At 56.9% G+C, this 21,650-nt stretch carries 24 protein-coding genes and 1 pseudogene; 15 read left to right on the forward strand and 10 right to left on the reverse strand.

Going from position 1 to position 21,650, the window contains the following annotated elements:
* Window positions 1-25: 25 nt before the first annotated feature.
* Window positions 26-235, forward strand: coding sequence for a cold-shock protein (locus ACTG2J_RS07610; protein WP_005302803.1), 210 nt, complete (start codon window positions 26-28; stop codon window positions 233-235).
* A gap of 90 nt (window positions 236-325) precedes the next feature.
* The gene (locus ACTG2J_RS07615) at window positions 326-631 is read left to right on the forward strand and encodes a hypothetical protein (protein ID WP_439988817.1); all 306 of its coding nucleotides are present in this window, start codon (window positions 326-328) and stop codon (window positions 629-631) included.
* Here ACTG2J_RS07615 and ACTG2J_RS07620 read toward each other — a convergent pair.
* Window positions 618-866 carry a TIGR02647 family protein gene (locus ACTG2J_RS07620; RefSeq protein ID WP_005334209.1) on the reverse strand — a complete coding sequence of 83 codons (249 nt, stop codon included), beginning with the start codon at window positions 864-866 and terminating at the stop codon, window positions 618-620. The genes ACTG2J_RS07615 and ACTG2J_RS07620 overlap by 14 nt on opposite strands.
* A 245-nt stretch (window positions 867-1,111) precedes the next feature.
* Here ACTG2J_RS07620 and ACTG2J_RS07625 point away from each other — a divergent pair, with 245 nt between their 5' ends.
* Both ACTG2J_RS07625 and ACTG2J_RS07630 read left to right on the forward strand, forming a co-directional pair.
* Window positions 1,112-1,660: a hypothetical protein gene (locus ACTG2J_RS07625; RefSeq protein WP_439988815.1), complete on the forward strand. Its 549-nt coding sequence runs from the start codon at window positions 1,112-1,114 to the stop codon at window positions 1,658-1,660.
* A gap of 159 nt (window positions 1,661-1,819) precedes the next feature.
* Window positions 1,820-2,212: a DUF2750 domain-containing protein gene (locus tag ACTG2J_RS07630; protein ID WP_005334204.1), complete on the forward strand. Its 393-nt coding sequence runs from the start codon at window positions 1,820-1,822 to the stop codon at window positions 2,210-2,212.
* A 94-nt stretch (window positions 2,213-2,306) separates the two neighbouring features.
* On the opposite strand, the gene ACTG2J_RS07635 is transcribed toward ACTG2J_RS07630, so the two are convergent.
* The 4 genes from ACTG2J_RS07635 to ACTG2J_RS07650 all read right to left on the reverse strand — a co-directional run bounded on the left by ACTG2J_RS07635 (window position 2,307) and on the right by ACTG2J_RS07650 (window position 8,458).
* Window positions 2,307-4,157, reverse strand: coding sequence for an extracellular solute-binding protein (locus ACTG2J_RS07635; RefSeq protein WP_439988814.1), 1,851 nt, complete (start codon window positions 4,155-4,157; stop codon window positions 2,307-2,309).
* Window positions 4,158-4,284: 127 nt separating this feature from the next.
* Entirely contained in the window at window positions 4,285-5,031 is a 747-nt protein-coding gene (locus tag ACTG2J_RS07640) for a DeoR/GlpR family DNA-binding transcription regulator (protein ID WP_113738736.1), read from the reverse strand.
* A 93-nt stretch (window positions 5,032-5,124) separates the two neighbouring features.
* Window positions 5,125-7,557, reverse strand: coding sequence for a formate C-acetyltransferase/glycerol dehydratase family glycyl radical enzyme (locus ACTG2J_RS07645; protein ID WP_113738735.1), 2,433 nt, complete (start codon window positions 7,555-7,557; stop codon window positions 5,125-5,127).
* A 4-nt stretch (window positions 7,558-7,561) separates the two neighbouring features.
* A complete protein-coding gene (locus ACTG2J_RS07650) occupies window positions 7,562-8,458 on the reverse strand; it encodes a glycyl-radical enzyme activating protein (protein WP_113738734.1) in 897 nt (298 codons plus the stop codon).
* A gap of 128 nt (window positions 8,459-8,586) precedes the next feature.
* Here ACTG2J_RS07650 and fsa point away from each other — a divergent pair, with 128 nt between their 5' ends.
* On the forward strand, window positions 8,587-9,240 hold the full coding sequence (fsa, locus tag ACTG2J_RS07655; RefSeq protein ID WP_245147836.1) for a fructose-6-phosphate aldolase: 654 nt from the start codon (window positions 8,587-8,589) through the stop codon (window positions 9,238-9,240).
* Window positions 9,241-9,371: 131 nt separating this feature from the next.
* Entirely contained in the window at window positions 9,372-9,551 is a 180-nt protein-coding gene (locus ACTG2J_RS07660; RefSeq protein WP_042057439.1) for a hypothetical protein, read from the forward strand.
* 18 nt (window positions 9,552-9,569) lie between these two features.
* On the opposite strand, the gene ACTG2J_RS07665 is transcribed toward ACTG2J_RS07660, so the two are convergent.
* Complete coding sequence (locus ACTG2J_RS07665; protein WP_005350638.1) at window positions 9,570-10,769, reverse strand: HD-GYP domain-containing protein; 1,200 nt, start codon at window positions 10,767-10,769, stop codon at window positions 9,570-9,572.
* 168 nt (window positions 10,770-10,937) lie between these two features.
* On the opposite strand from ACTG2J_RS07665, the gene rsuA reads away from it, so the two are divergent.
* Complete coding sequence (rsuA, locus tag ACTG2J_RS07670; protein WP_108542280.1) at window positions 10,938-11,630, forward strand: 16S rRNA pseudouridine(516) synthase RsuA; 693 nt, start codon at window positions 10,938-10,940, stop codon at window positions 11,628-11,630.
* Between the two features lie 17 nt (window positions 11,631-11,647).
* Here rsuA and ACTG2J_RS07675 read toward each other — a convergent pair whose 3' ends face one another.
* Complete coding sequence (locus tag ACTG2J_RS07675) at window positions 11,648-12,547, reverse strand: DMT family transporter (RefSeq protein ID WP_108542279.1); 900 nt, start codon at window positions 12,545-12,547, stop codon at window positions 11,648-11,650.
* Window positions 12,548-12,703: 156 nt separating this feature from the next.
* Here ACTG2J_RS07675 and ACTG2J_RS07680 point away from each other — a divergent pair, with 156 nt between their 5' ends.
* Both ACTG2J_RS07680 and yfcE read left to right on the forward strand, forming a co-directional pair.
* Window positions 12,704-14,341, forward strand: coding sequence for a peptide ABC transporter substrate-binding protein (locus ACTG2J_RS07680; protein ID WP_439988813.1), 1,638 nt, complete (start codon window positions 12,704-12,706; stop codon window positions 14,339-14,341).
* A gap of 10 nt (window positions 14,342-14,351) precedes the next feature.
* Window positions 14,352-14,894 (forward strand): phosphodiesterase, encoded by a 543-nt coding sequence (gene yfcE, locus ACTG2J_RS07685; protein WP_227273395.1) that lies wholly within the window; start codon window positions 14,352-14,354, stop codon window positions 14,892-14,894.
* Between the two features lie 36 nt (window positions 14,895-14,930).
* Here the strand turns inward: yfcE and ACTG2J_RS07690 are convergent, their stop codons facing one another.
* The 3 genes from ACTG2J_RS07690 to flgA all read right to left on the reverse strand — a co-directional run bounded on the left by ACTG2J_RS07690 (window position 14,931) and on the right by flgA (window position 16,440).
* Window positions 14,931-15,347, reverse strand: coding sequence for a flagella synthesis protein FlgN (locus ACTG2J_RS07690; protein WP_040066163.1), 417 nt, complete (start codon window positions 15,345-15,347; stop codon window positions 14,931-14,933).
* Window positions 15,344-15,664, reverse strand: coding sequence for a flagellar biosynthesis anti-sigma factor FlgM (gene flgM / locus ACTG2J_RS07695; RefSeq protein ID WP_005334177.1), 321 nt, complete (start codon window positions 15,662-15,664; stop codon window positions 15,344-15,346). The genes ACTG2J_RS07690 and flgM overlap by 4 nt, the downstream gene beginning before the upstream one ends.
* 92 nt (window positions 15,665-15,756) lie before the next feature.
* The gene (gene flgA / locus ACTG2J_RS07700; RefSeq protein WP_113738730.1) at window positions 15,757-16,440 is read right to left on the reverse strand and encodes a flagellar basal body P-ring formation chaperone FlgA; all 684 of its coding nucleotides are present in this window, start codon (window positions 16,438-16,440) and stop codon (window positions 15,757-15,759) included.
* Window positions 16,441-16,584: 144 nt separating this feature from the next.
* On the opposite strand from flgA, the gene ACTG2J_RS07705 reads away from it, so the two are divergent.
* The 6 genes and pseudogenes from ACTG2J_RS07705 to flgE all read left to right on the forward strand — a co-directional run bounded on the left by ACTG2J_RS07705 (window position 16,585) and on the right by flgE (window position 21,604).
* Window positions 16,585-17,496 carry a chemotaxis protein CheV gene (locus ACTG2J_RS07705; protein WP_005334174.1) on the forward strand — a complete coding sequence of 304 codons (912 nt, stop codon included), beginning with the start codon at window positions 16,585-16,587 and terminating at the stop codon, window positions 17,494-17,496.
* A gap of 17 nt (window positions 17,497-17,513) precedes the next feature.
* Entirely contained in the window at window positions 17,514-18,338 is an 825-nt protein-coding gene (locus ACTG2J_RS07710; RefSeq protein ID WP_005350656.1) for a CheR family methyltransferase, read from the forward strand.
* A 295-nt stretch (window positions 18,339-18,633) separates the two neighbouring features.
* The gene (flgB, locus tag ACTG2J_RS07715; RefSeq protein WP_005334169.1) at window positions 18,634-19,032 is read left to right on the forward strand and encodes a flagellar basal body rod protein FlgB; all 399 of its coding nucleotides are present in this window, start codon (window positions 18,634-18,636) and stop codon (window positions 19,030-19,032) included.
* Window positions 19,032-19,451 carry a flagellar basal body rod protein FlgC gene (gene flgC / locus ACTG2J_RS07720; protein WP_005350658.1) on the forward strand — a complete coding sequence of 140 codons (420 nt, stop codon included), beginning with the start codon at window positions 19,032-19,034 and terminating at the stop codon, window positions 19,449-19,451. The genes flgB and flgC overlap by 1 nt, the downstream gene beginning before the upstream one ends.
* Before the next feature lie 15 nt (window positions 19,452-19,466).
* The gene (locus tag ACTG2J_RS07725; RefSeq protein ID WP_100646289.1) at window positions 19,467-20,207 is read left to right on the forward strand and encodes a flagellar hook assembly protein FlgD; all 741 of its coding nucleotides are present in this window, start codon (window positions 19,467-19,469) and stop codon (window positions 20,205-20,207) included.
* 10 nt (window positions 20,208-20,217) lie between these two features.
* A pseudogene (gene flgE, locus ACTG2J_RS07730) lies at window positions 20,218-21,604 on the forward strand (flagellar hook protein FlgE).
* Window positions 21,605-21,650 lie beyond the last annotated feature (46 nt).

A 21,650-nucleotide genomic window follows, 5' to 3' on the forward strand; every position in this document is an offset into this window, starting at 1 on the left:
TATTTTGAATACAGGTTTAAAAGATATGTCTAACATGATCACCGGTACCGTTAAGTTTTTCAACGAAACCAAAGGTTTTGGCTTCATCCAGCAAGAAAACGGCCCGGACGTTTTCGTTCACTTCAGCGCCATTCAAGGTAACGGTTTCCGTACCCTGGCTGAAGGTCAGCGCGTACAGTTCTCTGTGACCCAAGGTCAGAAAGGCCCGCAGGCTGAGAACGTAACCGCTCTGTAATTCTTACAGAATTTAAGAAAGCCGTGGTACCTATGGTGCCACGGCTTTTTGTTTATATGGCTTCTGCTACTGACTCCCATGTGCTGAATCATGTTGCTATCGCTCCTGCTTGCTGCCACCTTGACTCCGACGTCCGATGCGCCGGTACCGGTTCAATCCGCGATGGAAGCGCAGGTGATCTGCCAGCAATTTGTCCAGGTTCGAATAGGCGCTGCGCTGCAACCCGATGAGGTAAATGCGCGACTGATGCCTGAAAGGGAGGGGGAGTGGCTGGTGGATGGCAAAGTAAAAGGACCCGAAGGTCCTTTGCTGTTTGCCTGTCATCTTCACCAAGGGAAGCGCTGGGAGCTACTCAACTTTTCCCTCTGGGCACCACAGCCGGTCAAAGCGGTTTGAGTGCGACCAGCAGATGTTGCAGGTGTTCAACCATGGTCATGCCAAACGGGGTGAGATAGCCGCCATCTTCTGCGCTGATGAGCCCCTGTTGATGCAGACGGGCTGCCGCTTGGCACAACTCTTCAGACATATCGCTGCGTAATTTAATCCCCAGGCTCATGTTGGCCGGATCAAAGCATGCCAGTATTTTCAAATCGTTCACGAATTCGTTAGAAACCTGGTCGATCCCAATCATGGATTTACTCCTTACGCTAAAGATGTATGCAAACTAGCATCCCCGGATCCACTTTAGTGGGCGCTGGCTCAAATTATTGATCTTTGGCTGGATGCTGTGTTTCAAATGCTGTTTTTTTCGGCGTAATCAGATGGTTGGCTGACAGCTTCGCCAAGGGCCGAGCCGGACCAAACGTGGTAGGATAGGGCACTTCTTTATATCGGACGGTCTATTGGTGGCTGTTCGCCCTGTTCAAGGTATCGCTCATGGTCAAGATCACTCTGGTATCCCTGCTGCATTCACTTTGTACCCGCTTTCCGGTTTACCCCGCTGCTTCGTTGACCTCCCTGTTGGATGCCTATCAGGGCGAGGTGTGGTTACCTGCACGCAAGGGGGCCGACATTGCACTGTTACGCAAGCATGCCAATGGGGCTCATGAGCTGGCGTCACTCGATGCGGGCTGGTGTGATTTTGCCGCCAGCGACAGCGGTGATACACCCGAGCTGGATGCGCTGGCCAACTACGACAGCGAGATGATGGATAACCTGCTGATGTACTGGCACTGCGCCGCCAAGATCAACAGCCCGATCACCGATAACCTGTTCGAGCTGCGTCGCGAAGTGGTGGATGAAGCCCACGGTGCTAAACTTGCTGCCGCCTGGGAGCAACAGCAACAGCAGCGTTTTGAGCAGCTGATGGCGATGGCGGCCAATGGCCGGGATCTGCTCTGCTTTGTCGAAGTGGAGTCCGCCTACTGGCTGCGGCAAAAGCTGAGCGAGCAGCCTGATGTAGAGCTGGTCACCCCTGCGCTGTAAAAGGGGCAATATGATGGCTGGCGGTCTCGCTATCGAGGAGGCTGCTCTATCCTTATTGGCGTCATTGCCTTCCCCATCCGGTGCCAAGGGGCTGCAAGCTGGACAAGCTGACGACAAGATGTGAACATGGCGCCCTTTATCGAGAGAGAGACTTGGCCAATGAGCTATGAACTGAGCGACACCGAGCGCAATGCCGCGCTGCAACTGAACGCTGATTACCGTTACGATCACTTCATCAGCAAGCTGGTCGAGCATGAAGAGCTGTTCGTCCTGACTGACGAGCATGGCGTCATGATGCTGACCACCGACGATGAAGATTGCATCCCGGTATGGCCGCACCCGGAGTACGCCAAGGCGTGGGCCGAAGGTGAGTGGGCCGATTGCAAGCCGCAGTCCATCACCCTCAAGGTGTGGCTGGAGCGCTGGGTTGACGGTATGGAGCAGGACGAGCTGTGTGTTGCCGTGTTCCCGACCCCGGATCAGGAAGGCATCGTACTGGAGCCGGCTGACGTGGCTGACGCCATTGCCGAGAAGCAGGCCAAACGCGGCTGATCACCGAGCTATTCGCAACACCGGTTGCCAACAAAGACCCCGCTATCTGGCGGGGTCTTTTGTTTTAAGGACTTTTGCCGATGGGCTGATGCAATCAGGGCTGGCGATAAGTGGTGTCGATGATAGGCTCGGCCGGGAAAGTCTTGCCACTCTTGATGGCTGCCCTGGTCTCGGATTTTAGCTCTTCATCAATCCATAGCAGACCGCCATAGCTGTAACCGCTGTTGTCGCCCCCAAGAGGCCAGTAAAGCTGCTCGCTCTTGGGTGTTGCAGGTACTTTTGGCAGTTTTATCCAGCGCCAGGCGCCTTCCCGGGTGTAGGGCACCTGATAGGCGGGGACGAAGCTTGCCAGCTCATAGAGCCGCTGCTGGATCTGCCGTGACAGGGCCGCCTTTTTGGCAAAGTCGAACTCCTTGTCATACTGCTCCACCAGAGCCGTGATGGCATCGTCATCGATGTTCATGATGTTGTTGGTCTGGGGCTTGTTGGCGTTGACCTTGTGGAAGAACTCCCAATAGGCGGGATAGCGGCTGCCCGCCCAGGCCATCCAGGCGCTCTGGTGCTTTTTCTCCAGCATCGATTTGAAACCGGCCGATGCATCCATCAGGTTGAGCTCCAGATTAAGCCCCGCCTTCTTGGCCTCTTCCCGCAACAGCGTGAGCCGCTGGGCGTGCTCCGCCGTGGTGTAGGTGATAGCGAGGGTCAGTGACTGCCCCTTGTCGTTTTGCAAAATTCCCTGCGGCCCCACTTTGTTGAAACCGGCTTTGGCAAAGTATTCCCGTGCCAGTTTGGGAGCGAACGGACGGGCCTTGATCTCGCTGTTGGTAAACTCACCCTGACCTGAGCCATAACTGTTGAGTCGCTGGTAATCCCCCCGCAGCAGGGTGGTGAGCATCTTGTCGAGGTTGAGGGCATGCTGGATCCCGAGCCGCACATCGAGATTATTCAGCAGCGGATCGGCGGTGTTGAGATAGAGCCCCATTGGCGATTGCGGGGTCTGGTTGTAGAACCAGGTACGCGCGATATAACCCTTCTCGAACTCTGCAGTTTTGGTCTTGTCGTGCCACCAGTTGGGCATCACCAGCGGGAAGGTGTCGAGATCGCCGCGCAGGAAGTGCTGCCAGGCGATGTTCAGATCCCTGAGCACCTTGATCTCGATCCGCGCAGGATTGAAGCGATGCTGGAAGTAGCGCTCGTCATCCCCCCACCAGTTTTCAATCCGCTTGAAGGTGACCGATTTACCCTTTTTCACCTGATCGATCTGATAGGGGCCGGTGACTGGCAACACCTTCCAGTTGTACTCCTTGACCCAGTTGGCGGTGAGCTTGATGGCGTGGCTCGGCTCCGGGCTGATGGGCAGTGACTCGAGCAGATCCTGGCGGCTCTTTTCGGTGCCGCTGGTGATGGCCAGGGTGTGATCATCAAACTTGGTGATATCGGCTATCTGGGTGCTGTAGTAGTTGTTGTACCAGGGGTCGTTGATCTCTTTGCTGCGCATCATCTTGAGGGTAAAGAGCCAGTCATCGGCGGTGACCGGCTGGCCGTCTGACCAGCGCGCCTTGGGATTGATGCGAAAATAGAGGGTCTTGTTGTCGGCGCCGAAGGCCCACTCATTTGCCAGCATCGGCATGGGGTTGCCGGTAACGGGATGAGTGCTCAGCAGTGGCAGGTTGGTTTCCCGCACGTAACCGGCAAAGCCCCCGTTGGAGTCGGGGCCATATTTGCGCAGGGTCAGGGGGAAGCTGGTCATAAAGGTGCGAAAGGTGCCGCCGCGCTTGGCGGCCGGATCGGCATAGAGAGGATCCTGGTTGTTGCTCTCCCACTTCAAGTCAGCGGGCAGCGTGGCACTCCAGTCAAACGGGCTCCAGCACAGGGTCAGGGTGATGGCGGTGGCGCGAATGATAGGGGGGAGTCGGCGCTCCCCGGCGGTGATGGTCGATGGCATGTCCTTGCTCTCCTGAAGTCTGCTTCCTGCAGATCACGCTCTGATGATGTCAGTCCCGATGGGGACTGGCTCATCATGAAAATTTTATCCTGTCAGGTCAATGAAATAGCGTGAATTAGCGGGCGGCCTAGGCCGCGACGCAGTGCAGGGTGATCCCCTTGGCCGCGATGGCAGTCCGCATGGGGGCGGGCAGGGCATCGTCGGTAACCAGCACGTTGATCTGGCCCGGCGCGCCAAGCTGGCTCGGGTGGATGGCGCCAAATTTGCTGCTGTCGGTGATCACCACATTGGTCATCCCCTTGGCCAGCACACTGTTGACCACATCGGCCCGCATCATGTCGCGGCCAGTGAAACCCATCTCGGGATGAAAACCGTCGACCCCGATAAAGGCCTTGGAGAAGTGCACCTGCTCGATGCAGAGGCGCGTGAGCGGCCCCACCACGCTCTCGCTCTGATGTTGGAACAGCCCGCCGAGCAGCACCACCTGAGCCGGGGTGTCTTTGAGCAGATGGGCGATATAGCTGCTGATGGTGATGATGGTGACCCGTTTGTGCAGGGCCAGATGGCGCGCCAGCATGGCGTTGGCGCTGCCCCCCTCGATAAAGACCGTCTCGCCATCTTCCACCAGCTGGGCGGCCCGCTCGGCGAGGCGCTCCTTGAGCAGGTAATTGATGTTCATCCGGGCATCCGGGTCATCGGTCTCCAGCGCCATGGCCGAGCCGTGTACCCGTCTGAGCAGCCCCTGCTTCTCCAGCGCTGTGAGGTCGTTGCGCACCGTCACCTCAGACACACCTGTGTGTCGGGAGAGTTCACTCACGCTCATCTTGCGAGCTTGATGGACCAGAGTGAGGATCAGTTGGTGGCGTGGATTCATGGTGGGCTCGCATGCAAGGTGGTGGATAGCGGCAAGCCACCCGAGGGTGGCTTGCCAATCATATGATGTCACAGGCGCCATGGGTGCGCCCCGTCAGAGACTGTGCTCGGTGCGGGCGATGATATCATCTTGCGCATCCGGGGATAAGGCGGTGAAGAAGGCTGAATAGCCCGCCACCCGTACCACCAGATCCCGGTACTGATCGGGATGGGCCTTGGCTGCCAGCAGGGTCTCCCGCGAGACGATGTTGTACTGCACATGCCACCCCTTGTGCACTTCGAAGAAGGTGCGCAGCAGGCTCATCAGCTTGGCTTTGTCCCGCTCGTTCTCAAGGCTCGCCGGACTCAGCTTCTGGTTGAGCAGTACGCCGCCGAGGATGGCCGCCGTGGGCAGCTTGCCGATGGAGTTGAACACCGCCGTCGGGCCGAGACGATCCGAACCCGACGAGGGGCTGGCCCCTTCCGCCAGCGGGGTGCGGGCATGGCGACCATCCGGGGTGGCCATGGTGGCGGCACCGAAGGGCACGTTGGCGGAGATGGAGGAGGTGCCCGCATAGTAGGTACCGCCGATGGGGCCACGGCCGAAGCGGGTGTTGTGCAGACCTTTGAGCTCGTCGATGTAGCTCTGGTAGGCCCGCACCAGCAGCAGGTCAACCTCGTCCAGATCGTTGCCGTATTTGGGGGCTGCGTTGGTGAGGCGCTGGCGCAATTGCTCCCCTGCCAGCCCGGTAAAGTCTTGCTCGAGTGCTTCGGCCAGCTCTTGCTGATCCACAATCCCCTGCTCGAACACCAGCTTCTTCAGGGCCGCCAGACTGTTGCCGAGGTTGGCAATTCCCACCTGCAGACCGGAGACCCAGTCATAGACGGCGCCTCCCTCCTTGATGGTCTTGCCACGCTCGATGCAGTCATCCACGAGGGTGCTGCAGAGGATGTCGTGGGCTTGAGCCTCCAGCACGCTGTCGACCACGCAGTCGATCTCGATGGATTTGCGGGTGAAGTAGCGCACCTGCTCATCCCAGCGGGCCATCACCTCGTCAAAGTTGCCAAAGCTCCCGTCTCGCAGCGACTGAGGCTGGGGCAGGAATACCTTGTCGGTGGTGGCATCGCGGCCGCCATCCAGCGCCGCCAGCAGGATGCGGGCGAAGTTGATAAAGCTCATGCCGGTGCAGCGGTAGCCCCACTTGCCGGGCACAGCAGTCTCGATGCAACCGATGGCGGCGTAGTGGTGGGCATCTTCCACACTAACCCCGAGCTTGATGAACTCGGGGATCACCACTTCGTCGTTGTTGAAGGCGGGCATGCCGAAGCCGCAGCGGATCACCTGAATGCAGGCGTCGAGAAAATCCTCGCTCATCCCGGCATGGTAGCGCACCGAGAGGTTGGGCTGAGTTGAACGCAACTGGCCGCAGGACTCCAGAATCACGTAGGAGAGGCCATTGACCGCGTCATGGGCAGTGCCATCCCGCCAGTTCTGGCCGCCGATGGTGACGTTCTGATAGAGCGGGCTGCCGGCGGAGGCTTTGGAGTGGGTTCCGGAGCGGATCTTGTTCACCTCCAGCAACTTGAGCCAGCACCCTTGCAGCAGTTCGATGGCGCGGGGGCGTGACAGGGATTCCGACAGCTCCACCTCGCGGCGATACCAGGGGTAGAGGTACTGATCCATCCGGCCAAACGACACCGAGTGACCGTTGGATTCGATCTGCAGGATGAGCTGGATAAAGTAGCAGAGCTGCAGCGCCTGCCAGAAGGTCTCGGGGGACTGGTGGGTGATATGGGCGCAGTTGAGCGCTATGGTCTCAAGCTCGTTTCGGCGCTCGGGGCGAGATTCTTGTGCTGCCATATCATGGGCAAGTGCGGCGTAGCGCGAGATATGAGCGCTGACCGCATCCAGAGTGATGGCGACGGCGTGCAGGAACTGCTCGCGCTGCAGATCGGCCCAATCCGCCAAATCCAGCCGACTGCGCCGCTCGGCCACCTTGGCCTTGAAGCCATCGAGACCCAGCGTGAGCAGCTGCTCATAGTTGACCGCGAGGTGGGCATCCCCCGAGGTCATGTTTCCCTCGGCCTTGATGATGCCGCTCTCCAGCAGCGCTTTCTGCTCGTCGGTAAAGAGGCCGAAGCAGCGATCCTGCACCGTCTGGCCGCGCCAGAAGGGGGTGAGGGCGTGGATGATCGCCTTGTCGGTTTCGCTGACTGCAAAACCGGCGCCGGGTCTGTCTGCCAGCTCGTCGATCTCCTTCTCAATCCAGTTCACCGTGTACTCAGGAAACAGTGGCGCCGCCCGTACCTGACTGGCCTGATTGCCGACGATCAGCTCGTCGTGCTTGATCCAGATGGTGCGCTCCTTGAGGTGATGGGCCAACGCCAGAGCGCGGCGCACCGGCAGCGGCCGGGCGAGATGAGCCTGATAGGCCTCGGTGTAGTGGCGGGCACGCTCGGTGCAGACCGGTGGCTGAACGATGTGGATCAGGCTCTCTTTGTGGGCGCGGATCCGCGGGCTGAGGGTATTGAGGTCGAGCTGGGTCATGATCTTATCCTCTGGTCACAGGGGTCAGCCCCTGACGTTGGGCGTATGCGTGGGCAAAGCTGAGTAAATCGGGGTCGTCGAGCGGTGTCTCCGGCGCCTGATAGGGCAGATCCAGCAGGGCATATTTGCCCATCCCCAGAGTGTGATAGGGGAGGAAATGGATCTCCTGCACGGTGCCGAGGCTGGCAGCGGTGTCGGTGATGGCTTCTATCGATGCGTGGTCGGCATTGAAGCCGGGAATGAGTGGCACCCGGATCTGCATCGGCACGCCGTGCTCGGCGAGGCGTTTGAGGTTCGCGATGGGCAACTCCACCTTGCCGCGGGTCCAGTGGAAGAATCGTTCTTTATCCACGTGTTTGAGATCCACCAGCACCAGATCCAGTGAGGGGAGGCTTGGCTCAATCTGGTGCCAGGGCACATGGAGGCAGCTCTCGACCGCGGTGTGCAGCCCTTTGGCCTTGCAACGGGCCAGCAGGGCAGCGGTAAAGTCGGGCTGCATAAACGGCTCGCCGCCGGAGAGGGTGACGCCACCGCCGCTGCGCTCGAAGAAGGGGCGATCCCGCAAGATGGTGTCCATCAGGGTGTCCAGGGTTTCATCGCGGCCGCACACCTGCAGCGCTTCGCTGGGGCAGAGGCCGCGTAGCCGTTCCATATCGTCGGCCTTGAGGGCAGAACGACTGAGCTGGATGCCCTCGCTGTCACGCAAGATTGCCGGACAGGCCTGGCAGCAGAGCTGGCATCCCTCGATGCACTGGCGCCGGTCGAGTAGTATGTCCGGCTTGGGAGAGCGGCTTTCCGGGTTTTGACACCAGCGACAGGCCAGCGAGCACCCCTTGAGAAATACCAGGGTGCGAATGCCGGGGCCATCGTGAGTTGAATATCGTTGCAGGTCGAAAATCATACCGCCTCCTTTTGTATTTGCATTCTATTTGCTTTCATTCGAAAGTTGATTTGATTTCGATCAAGCTATTTGCAGATGTTTTATCGCTAGAATGGCGACATATTGAACATCCCGTTAAGGAGTTAGAGATGGAGCTGTATCTCGATACCGCCGATGTGGCGGCAGTGCGTCGCTGGTCACGGATCCTGCCGTTGGCCGGTGTCACCACCAATCCTTCCATTACCGCCGCCGGGGGATTGCCGCTCTGTGAGCTGCTGCCCGCCCTGCGCGACGTGCTGGGCCCCAAGGCGCGCCTGTTTGCCCAGGTGATGGCCAAAACCGAAACCGAGATGGTGCGTGAGGCGTTCGCCCTGCGTGAGCTGGACCCAGATCTGGTGATCAAGATCCCGGTATGCGCAGAGGGGCTGGCTGCCATCAAGAGCCTGACCGCCAACGGCGTGCCGACCCTGGGCACAGCTGTCTATACCCCGCTGCAGGGCTGGCTGGCGGCGGTGGCGGGGGCGGAATATGTCGCGCCCTACGTTAACCGGCTGGATGCTCAGGGGGGCGATGGCATCGCCACCGTGCAGGAGCTGCAACAGCTGCTTGCGCTGCACGCGCCGAACAGCAAGGTGCTGGCGGCGTCATTCCGCACTCCCCGTCAGGCCCTTGACTGCCTGCTGGCCGGTTGCCAGTCCATCACCTTGCCGCTCGATGTGGCGGAGCAGCTGCTGAACGTGCCTGCGGTGGATGCGGCGCTGGTGAAGTTCGATCAGGATTGGCTGCGCGCTTTCGGTCGCTGATCCCGGTGGCAAGCTGATTGCCGTGATTGAGGGGGGAGGGTGAAGAAGCGCGGGTGATGGGGATTGACCGACTAGACTGGAAAGAGGTGGCCACGTTCGCGGGCCGCCCTGCAGTCTACCGGAGGTATCCCATGAGCGACCATCTGCTACTCCCCCATGGTGAAGATTTGCGTCGTGCGGTGCTTTGGCTCAGTGAGCACCACCAGCACGATATCTCTGCCATTGAAGAGGCCAGCCTGCGTTTTGATCTCTCGCCGCTGGATGAGGAGTTTCTGATCCAGCACTGGCTCGACAGCCAGCGCCAATCATGAATATCTGAGGTGAGAGATTTAGAAGAAGTTGGCGAGGTTGATGCCAAACTCTTTGGGGTCGACCGTGTTTTCGATGCTCTCCTGCACCCCTGACTTGGCCAGATCCAGCCACTGTACGTCGAGGTAGTGACGCTGGGTGGCGTGATAGATCACCTTGACCACTGGCTTGAGCGGCTGCTGCTCGTTGCGCTGCATCACGATAGCCAGGCGCTGGTTTGAGAGCTGTACCAGAGTGCCCACCGGATAGACTCCCATGCACTTGATGAACTTGGTAACCAGTTCGGCATCAAAGTGCTGATTGATCCCCTTGAGTAGAATGCGGAAGGCCTGGGTCGGCTGCATACCTGCTTTGTAGACCCGATCTGCAGTGATGGCATCGTAGACATCGACGATGCCGCTCATCCGGGTATAGAGAGAGAGCTGCTCCCCCTTGAGTCGCTGCGGGTAGCCGGAGCCATCGAGCCGCTCGTGGTGGTTGGCTGCCACTTCCAGCATGGTGGGGGTGATGCCCGGGGTATTGCTGAGGATCTCGTAACTGTGCACCACATGCTGACGCATGATGGCGAACTCCTCATCGGTCAGCTTGCCCGGTTTGTGGAGCACCTCGTCCGGGGTCATGATCTTGCCCACGTCGTGCAGCAGGCCACCCAGGGTCAGCTCCTTGAGTACGCTGCGCTCAAGCCCAAGATAGCGGCCGAAGTTGGCCAGCAGAATGGCCACGTTCATGGAGTGCTCCATCAGGTAGGCATCCTTGGCGCGAATACGGGCCAGACAGAGCATGGCATCGCCGTGGGTGAACATGGTGTCCACCATCTCTTCGGCGACTTCGGCCAGCGGAGTGATGTCGATGGGCTCACCCGCTTTGAGGTGGCGAATGAACTTGCCTTGCAGCTCGCGCGCTTCCTGATAGAGGCGGCGGATTTTAAGCTCCCGTCCTTCGCCGTTGGCACTGGCCCGGCGCCCTACCTGGGCGCTGTTGGCATTGAGATCGGGGGAGGTAACGGCGTCACTCTCGGCACTGCCCAGCTTGCTGCGGGCCAGATCGATGCGTACCGTGAGCACCCCCTGACGCACCAGATTGGCAATTTGCGCCACGCTGGTCACCAAGCCCATCTGGGCGATCTCCATCCCACCTGTCTGGCTGGCGATAGCAATGACATACATGCCGGGTTTCAGCTGGTTGACGGGAATGACGGGATAGGATGCTTGAGACTTCATGAGGGCTTCCTGACTCTTATTATTATGAGTATCGTTCGGATGGGTCACACCGGAGAAGTGTAACATCGGATGACCAGTTCGTCATAATTGGCAACCCCTTAACAGTGGCGTTGTCGCCCCCGCCCGATATAATGACGCCCCTTTACTTGTTGGACTCCGAGGTTGTGAATGCGGCTTGATAAATTTCTGTGCGATTGTTCCGATTTGACCCGCTCGCTGGCAGGCAAACTGATCCGTCAGGGTGAGGTCATGGTGGATGGCATTGTGGTCAAGCAGCCCGCCTTTCATATCAATGAGCAGAGCCAGATCGAGTTTGACGGCGTGCTGCTGACGCTGGAGCAGCGCAACCGCTATTTCATGCTGCACAAGCCGGAAGGTTACGTCTGCTCCAACGAGGATCCGGATCACCCGACCGTCTTCTTCCTGATGGATGAACCGGCGATGGGCAAGCTGCACGTAGTGGGTCGCCTCGACCTCGATACCACGGGTCTGGTGCTGGTGACCGATGACGGTCAATGGTCCCACCGCATCACCTCGCCGCGCCACGAGTGTGCCAAGACCTATCACGTCTGGCTGGCCGATCCGGTGAGCCCGGATGCAATCGAGCTGTTCGCCGAAGGGGTCTACCTGCGTAACGAGACCGATAAAACCCGTCCTGCCCAGCTGGAAATTCTCGGCGAGTGCGAGGCCCGCCTGACCATCCACGAAGGCAAGTACCATCAGGTCAAGCGGATGTTTGCCTCCATCGGCAACAAGGTCGTTGGCTTGCATCGCGAGCGGGTGGGCGGTTTGACGCTGGATGAAGATCTGGCACCCGGTGAATACCGAGAGCTGACCGCTGAGGAGATTGCCCTGTTCTGATCAGGGGGGGCCGGGTGTCAGTGAGTGCTGAAACCCAGCACCAGCGCGGTGCCCAGGGTGGCAATCAGTGCCCCCGCCCAGGCGGCAATGGATGGCCGCTCCCCCGAGTGCCACCACAACAGCGGCAGCAGCAGTACCGGTGTGGTAGAGGAGAGAATGGCCACCATGCCCACCTCGCCCTGCCGCAGCGCCATCAGGATCAGCGTCATCCCCAGCCCCATCGCCAGAAAACCGTTGGTGGCAATCATGGCGAGGATCTGGCGATTGACCGGTTTGAGCGGCATGGCCAGCGGCAAGCGCCCCAGCCGCAGGACGCAGTGGGCCAGCAGGGCACTGCCCATTCGGATACCCGATGCACTCACCGCATCCACCTCACCACTCATCATCACCGGCTTGGCGATGATGGCCCCCACGCTCTGACACAGTGCCGCCGTCAGGCCAAGGCCAATCCCCAGCGCCAGATTGCCACGGATCTGCTCCCACTCGTTGCTGCTACTGCGTCTGCCAAACAGGATCGCCAGCATCACGCCAGCAAAGACCAGCATGGCCCCCAGCAGTCGCCAGCCTGTCAGCTGTTCATTAAAGAGCCACAGCCCAAGCAGGGCGGAAAACAGCGCATGGCAGGAGAAGAGCAGGGCACTGCGTCTTGGCCCCAGCCGGTTCATGCAGGCAAACAGCGCCGTATCGCCCACGAAGATGCCGACCAGCCCCGAGATGGCGAGCAGGGGCAGGGCGCTTGCGGTGAGGGTTTGCCAGCCACCGGTGAGCAGACTCATGGTGCCGAGCATCAGGCTGACCAGAAACATGCGCCAGCGGCTGTAGGCAAATGCGCCGAGATGACGGGCCGGTTTGACCGAAATTAGCGCTGCAATTGCCCATAAACTGGCCGACGCGAGGGCCAGCCACTCATAACCCATAAAAACTCCTGAAAAAATTAACCCGAAAGACTCCATCTCCCGGGCAAGCCCGATACAATACGGGGCGTTTTCGGGGATAACAAGAGCGGTATCAGGCATTCATCAGGCGCGCCGTCGGCCTTCCCCTCCTGCAGTGGTTTTATTCGAGGTTTTGTCATGAGGTATGGTTTCTTCCCCAAGCTGGCGCAACGCTGGCTCTCCCCGCTATTGCTTGCCGTGCTGGCAGGGCCCCTGGCCCATGCCACCACCGTTGAGCAGCAGCCTTTGCTTGCCGATCGGCAAACCCTGGTCAAGGGCAACGGTGCCGAGCCGGAGTCGCTGGATCCTGCGCTGGTGCGCTCCGGTTTTCCGGGTGAGGCGGTACTGGTCGATCTGTTTGAAGGGCTGGTCAGCGAAGATGAGCAGGGGCATATCGTCCCCGCTCAGGCCCAGCGCTGGGAGGTGAGTGAAGATGGGCTGGAGTGGCGATTCTTCCTGCGCCCCCAACTGAAGTGGTCCAATGGCGAGCCGCTGGTGGCCGCTGATTTTGTCTATGCCTGGCGCCGTCTGCTCGATCCGGCCATCAACTCTCCCTCTGCCGGATTGCTGCTGGCCACGGGGATCAACAATGCGCAATCCATCTATGCCGGCGCGCTGGAGCTCGGCAATCTGGGCATTGAAGCGCAAAGCGATCAGATCCTGAAAATCACCCTGGAGCGGCCGGCTCCCTATTTCCTGCAGCTCATCAGTCAGCGCCCCTTTGTGCCGGTCAATCAGAAGGCGATTGCCAAATTCGGCAAACAGTGGACCGAGCCCGGCAAGCTGGTGAGCAATGGTGCTTACCGGCTGGCAAGCTGGACGCCAAACGAGCGGATCGAAGCCGAGCGCAATATTCACTACTGGGATGACCTTCACACCCGTATCGGACGGGTCACCTACCTGCCGATCACCTCGCAACATGCCGAACGGCTGCGCTATGAGGCTGGTGAAATCCAGCTTACCAACAAGGTCTCCCTCGGCTATTACCAGAAGATGAAGCGCGAGTCTCCGGAGCGGCTCTGGGGCGTGCCGCTGTTTGGCACCTATCTCTATGCGTTCAATCTGAAGCGCCCCGAACTGCAGGATGTGCGGGTGCGTCAGGCGCTCTCCATGGCGGTTGATCGACAGCAGCTCATTGGATCGGTGAGCGGGCAGGATGAGCAGGCAGCATGGTCGCTGTTGCCGGAGATGCCGGGTTACCCCCGGGTGATATTGCCTGTGGCGCTTGAAGATATGCCAACCCGCCAGGCCAAAGCGGCAGCGCTGCTGTCAGCGGCCGGGTATAACAGTGCGAATCCACTCAAGCTGAGCATTACCTACAACAGCGCAGAAACCCACAAGCAGATGGCGATGGCCATTGCCGCCATGTGGCAGAAGCTGGGGGTGCAGGTCACCCTCAACAGTCTGGAGTGGGGTGCCTATCAGGTGGCCAAGGATAGCGGTGATTTCCAGGTGGCCAGAAGCTTCCTGTTTGGCGATTATGTGGAGCCATCAGCCATGCTGGGCAGCTTCCGTTGTCAGGATCTGCGCAACGAGAGCGGCTACTGCAATCCCGACTTTGATCTGCTGCTGGAGCAGGCGGCCAATATGCTGGACAGCGCGAGCCGGGTTGAACTCTACCGGCATGCCGAACAGTTGCTGCTTGAGGAGGCGCCGATCCTCCCCGTGTATCATTACAATCAGATGAGACTGGTCGATCCCGCGCTGCGAGGGCTGCCCAGCCAGAATTTGAAAGGGACGATTGCCACCAAGGATCTCTATTTCAGCCCGCAGTGAGGAGCATTTCATGAAACTTGCCATCATTTCCGACATCCACGGCAGCATCATTGCGCTGGAGCGGGTGCTGACCCAACTTGAGCCCTGGCAGCCGGATCACTATCTGCTGCTCGGCGATCTGCTCAACCATGGCCCGCGCAATCCTCTGCCGGAAGGGTATAACCCGGCCGCTGTGGCCGATCGGCTCAACGAGTTGGCTCCGCAAATCATCGCGGTGCGGGGCAATTGTGATTCCGAAGTGGATCAGATGCTGTTGCGCTTTCCCATCACCGCCCCCTACAACCAGTTGCTGATCGACGAGCGGCGCTGGTTTGTTAGCCACGGCCATCTTTATCGATCAGACGAGGTTCAGCTCCCGCCAGGCAGTCTGTTCCTGAGCGGTCACACCCATGTACCGGTGCTGGAGTGGCAGGGAGAACGGATCTTGATGAACCCGGGGTCAATCTGTTTCCCGCGCGGTGAGCTGCCGGCCAGTTACGGGTGCTATGAGGACGGGGTACTGCGCGTCAATGCGTGTGAGGACGGGCGAGAGTTGTTGCGACTGGTGCTTTAAAACGGAGAGCAAAAATGCAAGGCCTGATAAGAGATGTCAGGCCTTTATACCGTAGGAGCGGGTGCCAGAGCGAGTGTTGCCCTTGGCGTCATAGGTCAGGCTGTTGCGATCGCGCAGCTGACTCAGAAAGGTTGCCAGACGACGGTTTGATACGATGCTCAATTCAAGCAAGCGACCGTTGATATCATTTTGTGCCTGGCAGGCATCCAGTTTTGCACGAAGTTGCGCCATCTCGTCGGGATAGGCTGCCAGCTGCAGTGCCAGTTCCGGCATCTCTGCCAGTGTCTTGTCCAGAGTTTCTATCGCAGCAAGCAACTGCTGTTTGCGCTCGGTCAGTGCGGGCAGGGCCAGTGCCTGATGCTGTTCGAGCAAGCTGAACTCCTCTTCCAGAATGCCTTGCATCTGGCTGAGGTAATCATCTTGGGTGTGCAGTAACGAAGGTAAATCCATCATCCCAGAACTTTGTCCAGATTGGCCTCGAAACTGAACATCTTCTTGGCCACAGCGTCGCTGTTAACCTGATATTCGCCACTCGCGACGGCTTTTTTCAGCCGTTCGACCTTGCTCTCATTGCCGGTCGAGGCGGTATTGAGGTTTTGTTGCATCTTTTGCAATTGTTGCGCCTCACTGGTCAAGGAGACGGAGTCCAGCTTGACAGTAGCCGCTTTGTTTTCGGGCGATGAGGTGACTGACTTGCTGCCTGTCCCCTGGCTATTAGCGGTATTTTGCAACCGATTATTCGCCAAGTTGTTGATATTGTTGATGGCCATTTTAGTTACCTTCGTCTGCTTTAAGGTTTGCTTACCTGTTTATCGGTGCGGCAGATCAAAACTTTAGAAAAAAAGTTGTCAAGGATCCGGATTTAAAAAGTGACCGATACGGCACCTACTGCACTGACTTTACCCTCAACGGTTTTGCCGGAGCGAATATTGACGAGTTTGATGATCTCTCCGAAGCTGCCATCTTGCAAGGCTCGGGCCATGGTTTTGATCTGGAAGTTGCTGTTTTCTGCCGTCAGGGTGACCTGATCCCCTTTGCACACTACACAAACCTGGCTCAAACGGATGGGTTGCCCAGGTTTTATCTCCCGCTTGCTGCGTACTCCGATAAGAGGGGCTGTGTCAGTCAGGTAGTCGCCGCGGATCAGGGTCTGATCTTGATAGGCCAACACCAACTGGCTTTCACTCAGCAGGTCCCCCTTGGCGATGGGGTTGGTCACAGTGACATAGGGCTTTTGAATGCTGACCCGCACCGGGAGATAGACGTCCCAGGGTCTCTCTTCCTCACATTTAAGGTAAACTGTTGTATTACGGCGAATTTCCATTTTTGCTGGTAAGCTGATAGTGAGTAGATCTTCGCAGCGGGTCAGTGGGAGCCGTTCATCCAGCGTGGCAGAGGTGACCTCGGCTCTGGCATCCAACGGAATATCCAGCTGGCTATAAACGAACTCTTGTGCCTTTTCTTGTAGATAAGTAGTGACGTCCGAGGCGTAGCTGGAAGATATGCTGCCAAAAAAGAGGCTGATGAGTAAAAGTCGGTTAATCATTTTCGCTCGTTGGTCGATAAGTTGTTCACGCATATCACCATATTTAACTATGATTGCTTCAGAATCTGTTCGTTGTCACATCGATAGTCTGACGCAATCCATCACGCATGCATGATTAATGCCAAGCGTTTTTAGGGAGTGTTTATGGCCAGTATCCTGGACTCGGTCAACCAACGTACCCAGCTAGTGGGGCAAAACCGGCTGGAGTTGTTGTTGTTTCGTCTCAATGGACGTCAAAGATTTGGCATCAACGTATTCAAAGTGCGTGAAGTGTTGCAGTGCCCCCCCTTGACCGTGATGCCAAAATTGAACTCCTGCATTCGCGGAGTGGCTCATATTCGTGGCCAGACGATCTCGGTTATCGACCTCAGCATGGCGGTTGGCAAACGCCCGATTGATGATCTGAGCAAATGCTTCATTATCATCTCCGAGTACAACCGCTCTATTCAGGGTTTTCTGGTGCATTCGGTCGAGCGCATCATCAACATGAACTGGGAATCCATCCTGCCTCCGCCCAAAGGTGCGGGTCGCATCAACTACATGACAGCCGTGACTGAAGTCGATGGCGAGTTGGTCGAAATCCTCGATGTTGAGCGGATATTGAACGAAATTTCGCCGGTTGCAACGGATGTTAGTGAGGAGTTGGTTCAGGCCAGCGTCGACCACCCGACTCTGGGGCGTCCTGTTCTTGTTGCGGATGACTCCTCAGTGGCACGTAAACAGGTACAACGTGCGCTTGAGGCTATCGGTGTCGAGTGCGTGTTGGCCAAAGATGGCCGCGAAGCATTGAACATGCTGCTGGAAATGACCAAAAATGGTCCTATCAAGGATCAGGTTGCGCTGGTTATTTCGGATATCGAAATGCCGGAAATGGATGGCTATACCTTCACTGCCGAGATCCGGAATAATCCCAATCTCAAGGATTTGCATGTTATTCTGCATACCTCGCTCAGTGGAGTATTCAACCAGGCAATGGTGCAGAAAGTTGGTGCGAACAATTTTATCGCCAAGTTCCAGCCTGATGAATTGGCCAAGGCCGTACAAAACGCACTCTAATAAAGAAGAACAGCTGCATGAAGACACTTTCGGACGACTTATACAAACAGTTCAGCAACTTTCTGGCGGTACAGAGCGGAATTGTGCTGGGGGATAACAAACAGTATCTGGTGAAGAGCCGTCTTTCACCTTTGATGGCTCAGTTTGGCATCGAGAGTCTGTCTGATCTGGTTACCCGTGCAATGAGTGTGCGAGAGCGTGATCTGAAAATGGCCGTGGTGGATGCTATGACGACCAACGAGACCCTCTGGTTTCGTGATACTTATCCGTTTCAGCTTCTTACCGACAAGATTTTCCCCGAGTTGGGGAAAAGTGGCCGCCCCATCAAGATCTGGTCGGCTGCATCCTCGTCAGGTCAGGAACCCTATTCCATTGCCATGACGGCACTGGAGCAGCAGATGAAAAAGCCAGGGACCTTGCCTGGTGGCGTACAGATTGTCGGGACGGATATTTCGACGACCATGCTCAATCAGTGTAAGGAAGGCGTTTACGATAGCCTTGCTCTGGCGCGCGGTTTGTCACCGGAGCGCAAGAAGATGTTTTTTGAGCCCTATGGTGACAACAAGATGCGGGTTGCCGAGCGAGTCAGAAAATTGACCACCTTCCGGCCACTCAACTTGCTGGAGAGTTATAGTCTGCTCGGCAAGTTTGACATTATCTTTTGCCGTAACGTGCTCATCTATTTTGCGCCGGAAGTGAAGTCGAAGATCCTCAACCAGTTTGCTGCCAGTCTCAACCCCGGTGGATATCTGATGTTGGGAGCGTCGGAGTCACTGGCCGGGTTGACTGACCGGTTCGAGATGATCCGCTGCAATCCGGGGATTGTCTACAAGGTCAAATAGGCCTGACCGCCTTGATATTCGGGGTCTGCCGGATATTGCCAGTTCATACAAAGAGGGAAGCTACGAGCTTCCCTCTTTCTTTATCTACAGATCAGTCTTTCTATTTACCTACCATATCTCGCCACTGCAAAAGTGGTTGAAGCCTTAAGGTGGCCAAATGATGCCGTCTGACTCAATGCGCGAGATGCTCCTGCCGTTTTCGGTCTGAAATGTGCTCATACCCAAACCATCGATCTGAGTGGTTTGCTTATGGCACACCTCTTGCAAACAAAATCAACCAAGCAGGAGGTATGCTATGGCTCTTTCATTTGACAAGGCATTCGGTGTGCATCAACACACCATAAGCGTTCGCGCCAAGCGTGCTGAGGTGCTTTCCAGCAATATTGCCAACGCAGATACCCCAGGCTTCAAAGCCAGGGATATCAATTTTGCTCAGGCATTGCAGGAGGCCCAGTCGCATCAGGGGTTTGGTTTGGCAACGACCAGCGAAAAGCACTTTGCCTTGAATATGGACGCCCCGGGTACCGTGCAATATCGCAACCCGCTGCAACCGGATACCGGTGACGGCAATACAGTCGATGTGCAGCAGGAGCGCAGCGAATTTCTGCGCAATAGCCTCGAGTATCAAACCTCCCTTGAATTTATGAATAGCAAGATCAGTGGTCTGCTAAAGGCCCTGAAAGGAGAGCAGTGATGAGTTTGTTCAAGGTCTTTGACATAGCAGGCTCGGCTATGAGCGCACAGTCAGTGCGCCTCAACACGGTTGCCAGCAACATGGCCAACGCGGACAGCGTCAGCTCCAGTGTGGAAAATACTTACCACGCCAGGCGGCCAGTCTTTGCCGCCCAGCTCGATCAGGCGATGTCTGACAAGCAGGGCTCGGTCGGGGTTGAGGTGAAGGGGATTGTCGAGAGCAAGGCGCCACTGCTCAAGGAGTACAACCCCAACCACCCGATGGCGGATAAAGACGGTTTTATCTTCAAACCAAACGTCAACATGGTTGAAGAGATGGCCGACATGATCAACGCCTCGCGCAGCTACCAGACCAACGTACAGGTTGCAGATTCGGCCAAGAAGATGCTGCAGCAGACGCTCCAGCTTGGCAAATCCTGATAGGAGGGATGCAGCATGGTCGATACAACCAATAATGTGAACGGCATCAGCCGTACCACGACCCAGACGACAGGCACAACCACGACGCCCAAGAAAGAGCTGGATCAAGCTTCATTTATGAAGCTGCTAACAATGCAATTATCGTATCAAGACCCCTTCAAGCCTGTCGACAATGCCCAGATGCTCTCCCAGATGGCCTCTATGTCTACGTCTGAGGGGATCAGTAGCCTGTCTACTCAAATGGGTAAGCTTAATGACCAGATGATCTCCAGCCAGGCTCTCCAGGCGTCTTCTTTGGTTGGACAAAATGTGCTGTTACAAGGCAATACAGGATTTCTAGACAAGGATGGTCCTTTATCTGCAGTTGTTGCTGTTGGCACAACGAATAAATATTCGAATGTCAAAATCACCGTTGAGGATGAAAAGGGGCAGGTTATCAAGGAGTTTCCCCTCGAAGGCGACCAAAAAGGTAATGTGGAAATTGCTTGGGATGGTAAAGACAAGGCCGGTAACCGAGTCGCTTCAGGCAAATATGTCATCAAAGCTAGTGGTGCGCTCGATGGGAAGTCGGAAAGTATTGCCACATTTGCTTATGCCAAAGTAGATAGCGTTGCTTTGGGCAATGCCACCAACCCGACTCGTCTCAACTTGAGAGGGCTGGGGAGCGAATATCTGAACAATATTCTGCAAATTTCAGGCACTAATTCAAATCCGACGGTTACACCGTCAAAAACCACGTCGACAGCATCGATCTAAGGAGCTGGATATGTCATTTAACAATGCCTTGAGCGGTGTCAACGCGGCACAAAAAGACTTGAACGTCACCGCCAACAACATTGCCAACGTTAATACCATGGGCTTTAAAGAGTCCCGAGCTGAGTTTGCGGATGTTTACGCCAACTCCATCTTTGTCAACGCCAAGACCCAGGTCGGTAATGGTGTGGCGACTGGCGCGGTTGCCCAGCAGTTCCACCAGGGGGCGTTGCAATTTACCAATAACGCGCTGGACTTGGCAATTCAGGGGAATGGCTTCTTTGTGACCTCTGATGGCTTGACCAACCTGGATCGCACCTATACCCGTGCCGGGGCCTTCAAGCTTAATGAAAACAGCTATATGGTCAATAATCAGGGGCATTACCTGCAAGGTTATGAAATTAACGCCGATGGCACCCCGAAGGCGGTCAGCATCAATGCTACCAAGCCGATCCAGATACCGGATCGGGCGGGCGAGCCAATCAAGACCAGCAAGATTGAGGCAAGCTTCAATTTGCCGTCCAAGGCGACCCCGTTATCGGCGGGCACAATGCCGGATCCTTTGCTGTACCTCCAATAGTTGGTAGCCTGTCGAGCTTTGATCCAAAGGACTCGAAAACCTACTCGTCCTCCACCTCTGTTGTCGTGTATGACTCTTTAGGTGAGCCCCATACCATCACTAAATATTTCGTTAAAGAAGCCAGCGATGCCGACCCGACCAAACCGGCAGATCCTACAGCATGGCGTATGTATTTATATGAGGGTGAAAAGCCTATTGATATAGCCACAGGGGTGCAGACTCAAATGGCTGCTGGTGTGGCCCAAGCACCTTTGGCTGCGCGTTTTACCTTTGGTGCCGATGGTAAAATGATTACCCCAACCACCCCTGCAACAATCCAAACGGAGCAATTGGGTGCCGCCGGTGCGGGTATTATCACTAATGGTGCTGACCCCACTCAGACTTTTGAGATTTCACTGGGCACAATAACTCAATATGCCTCACCATTTGAAGTCAATAAGTTGTCGCAAGATGGCTCCACTGTCGGCCGGTTGACCAAGGTGAGGAGATCACTCCGGATGGCATCGTGTCCGCGACTTACAGTAACGCAACCACCATCAAGGTGGCCATGGTGGCAATGGCCAAGTTTGCCAACTCGCAAGGATTGACTCAGGTTGGCGATACCTCCTGGCGTCAGTCTCTGCTCTCTGGCGATGCCTTGCCGGGGACGCCAAACTCAGGGACATTTGGCACCATCAAATCATCCTCCCTGGAGCAGTCCAACGTGGATTTGACCTCCGAGCTGGTGGACCTGATCACTGCCCAGCGTAACTTCCAGGCCAACTCCCGTTCTCTGGAGGTCAACAGTTCGCTGCAGCAGACCATCCTGCAGATCCGTTAATCCCGCAATAAATGATAATGAGAGGGGGCTTGGCCCCCCTCTCTGT

The organism is Aeromonas sp. 6P (genome assembly GCF_051919525.1).
Lineage (GTDB): Bacteria > Pseudomonadota > Gammaproteobacteria > Enterobacterales > Aeromonadaceae > Aeromonas > Aeromonas veronii.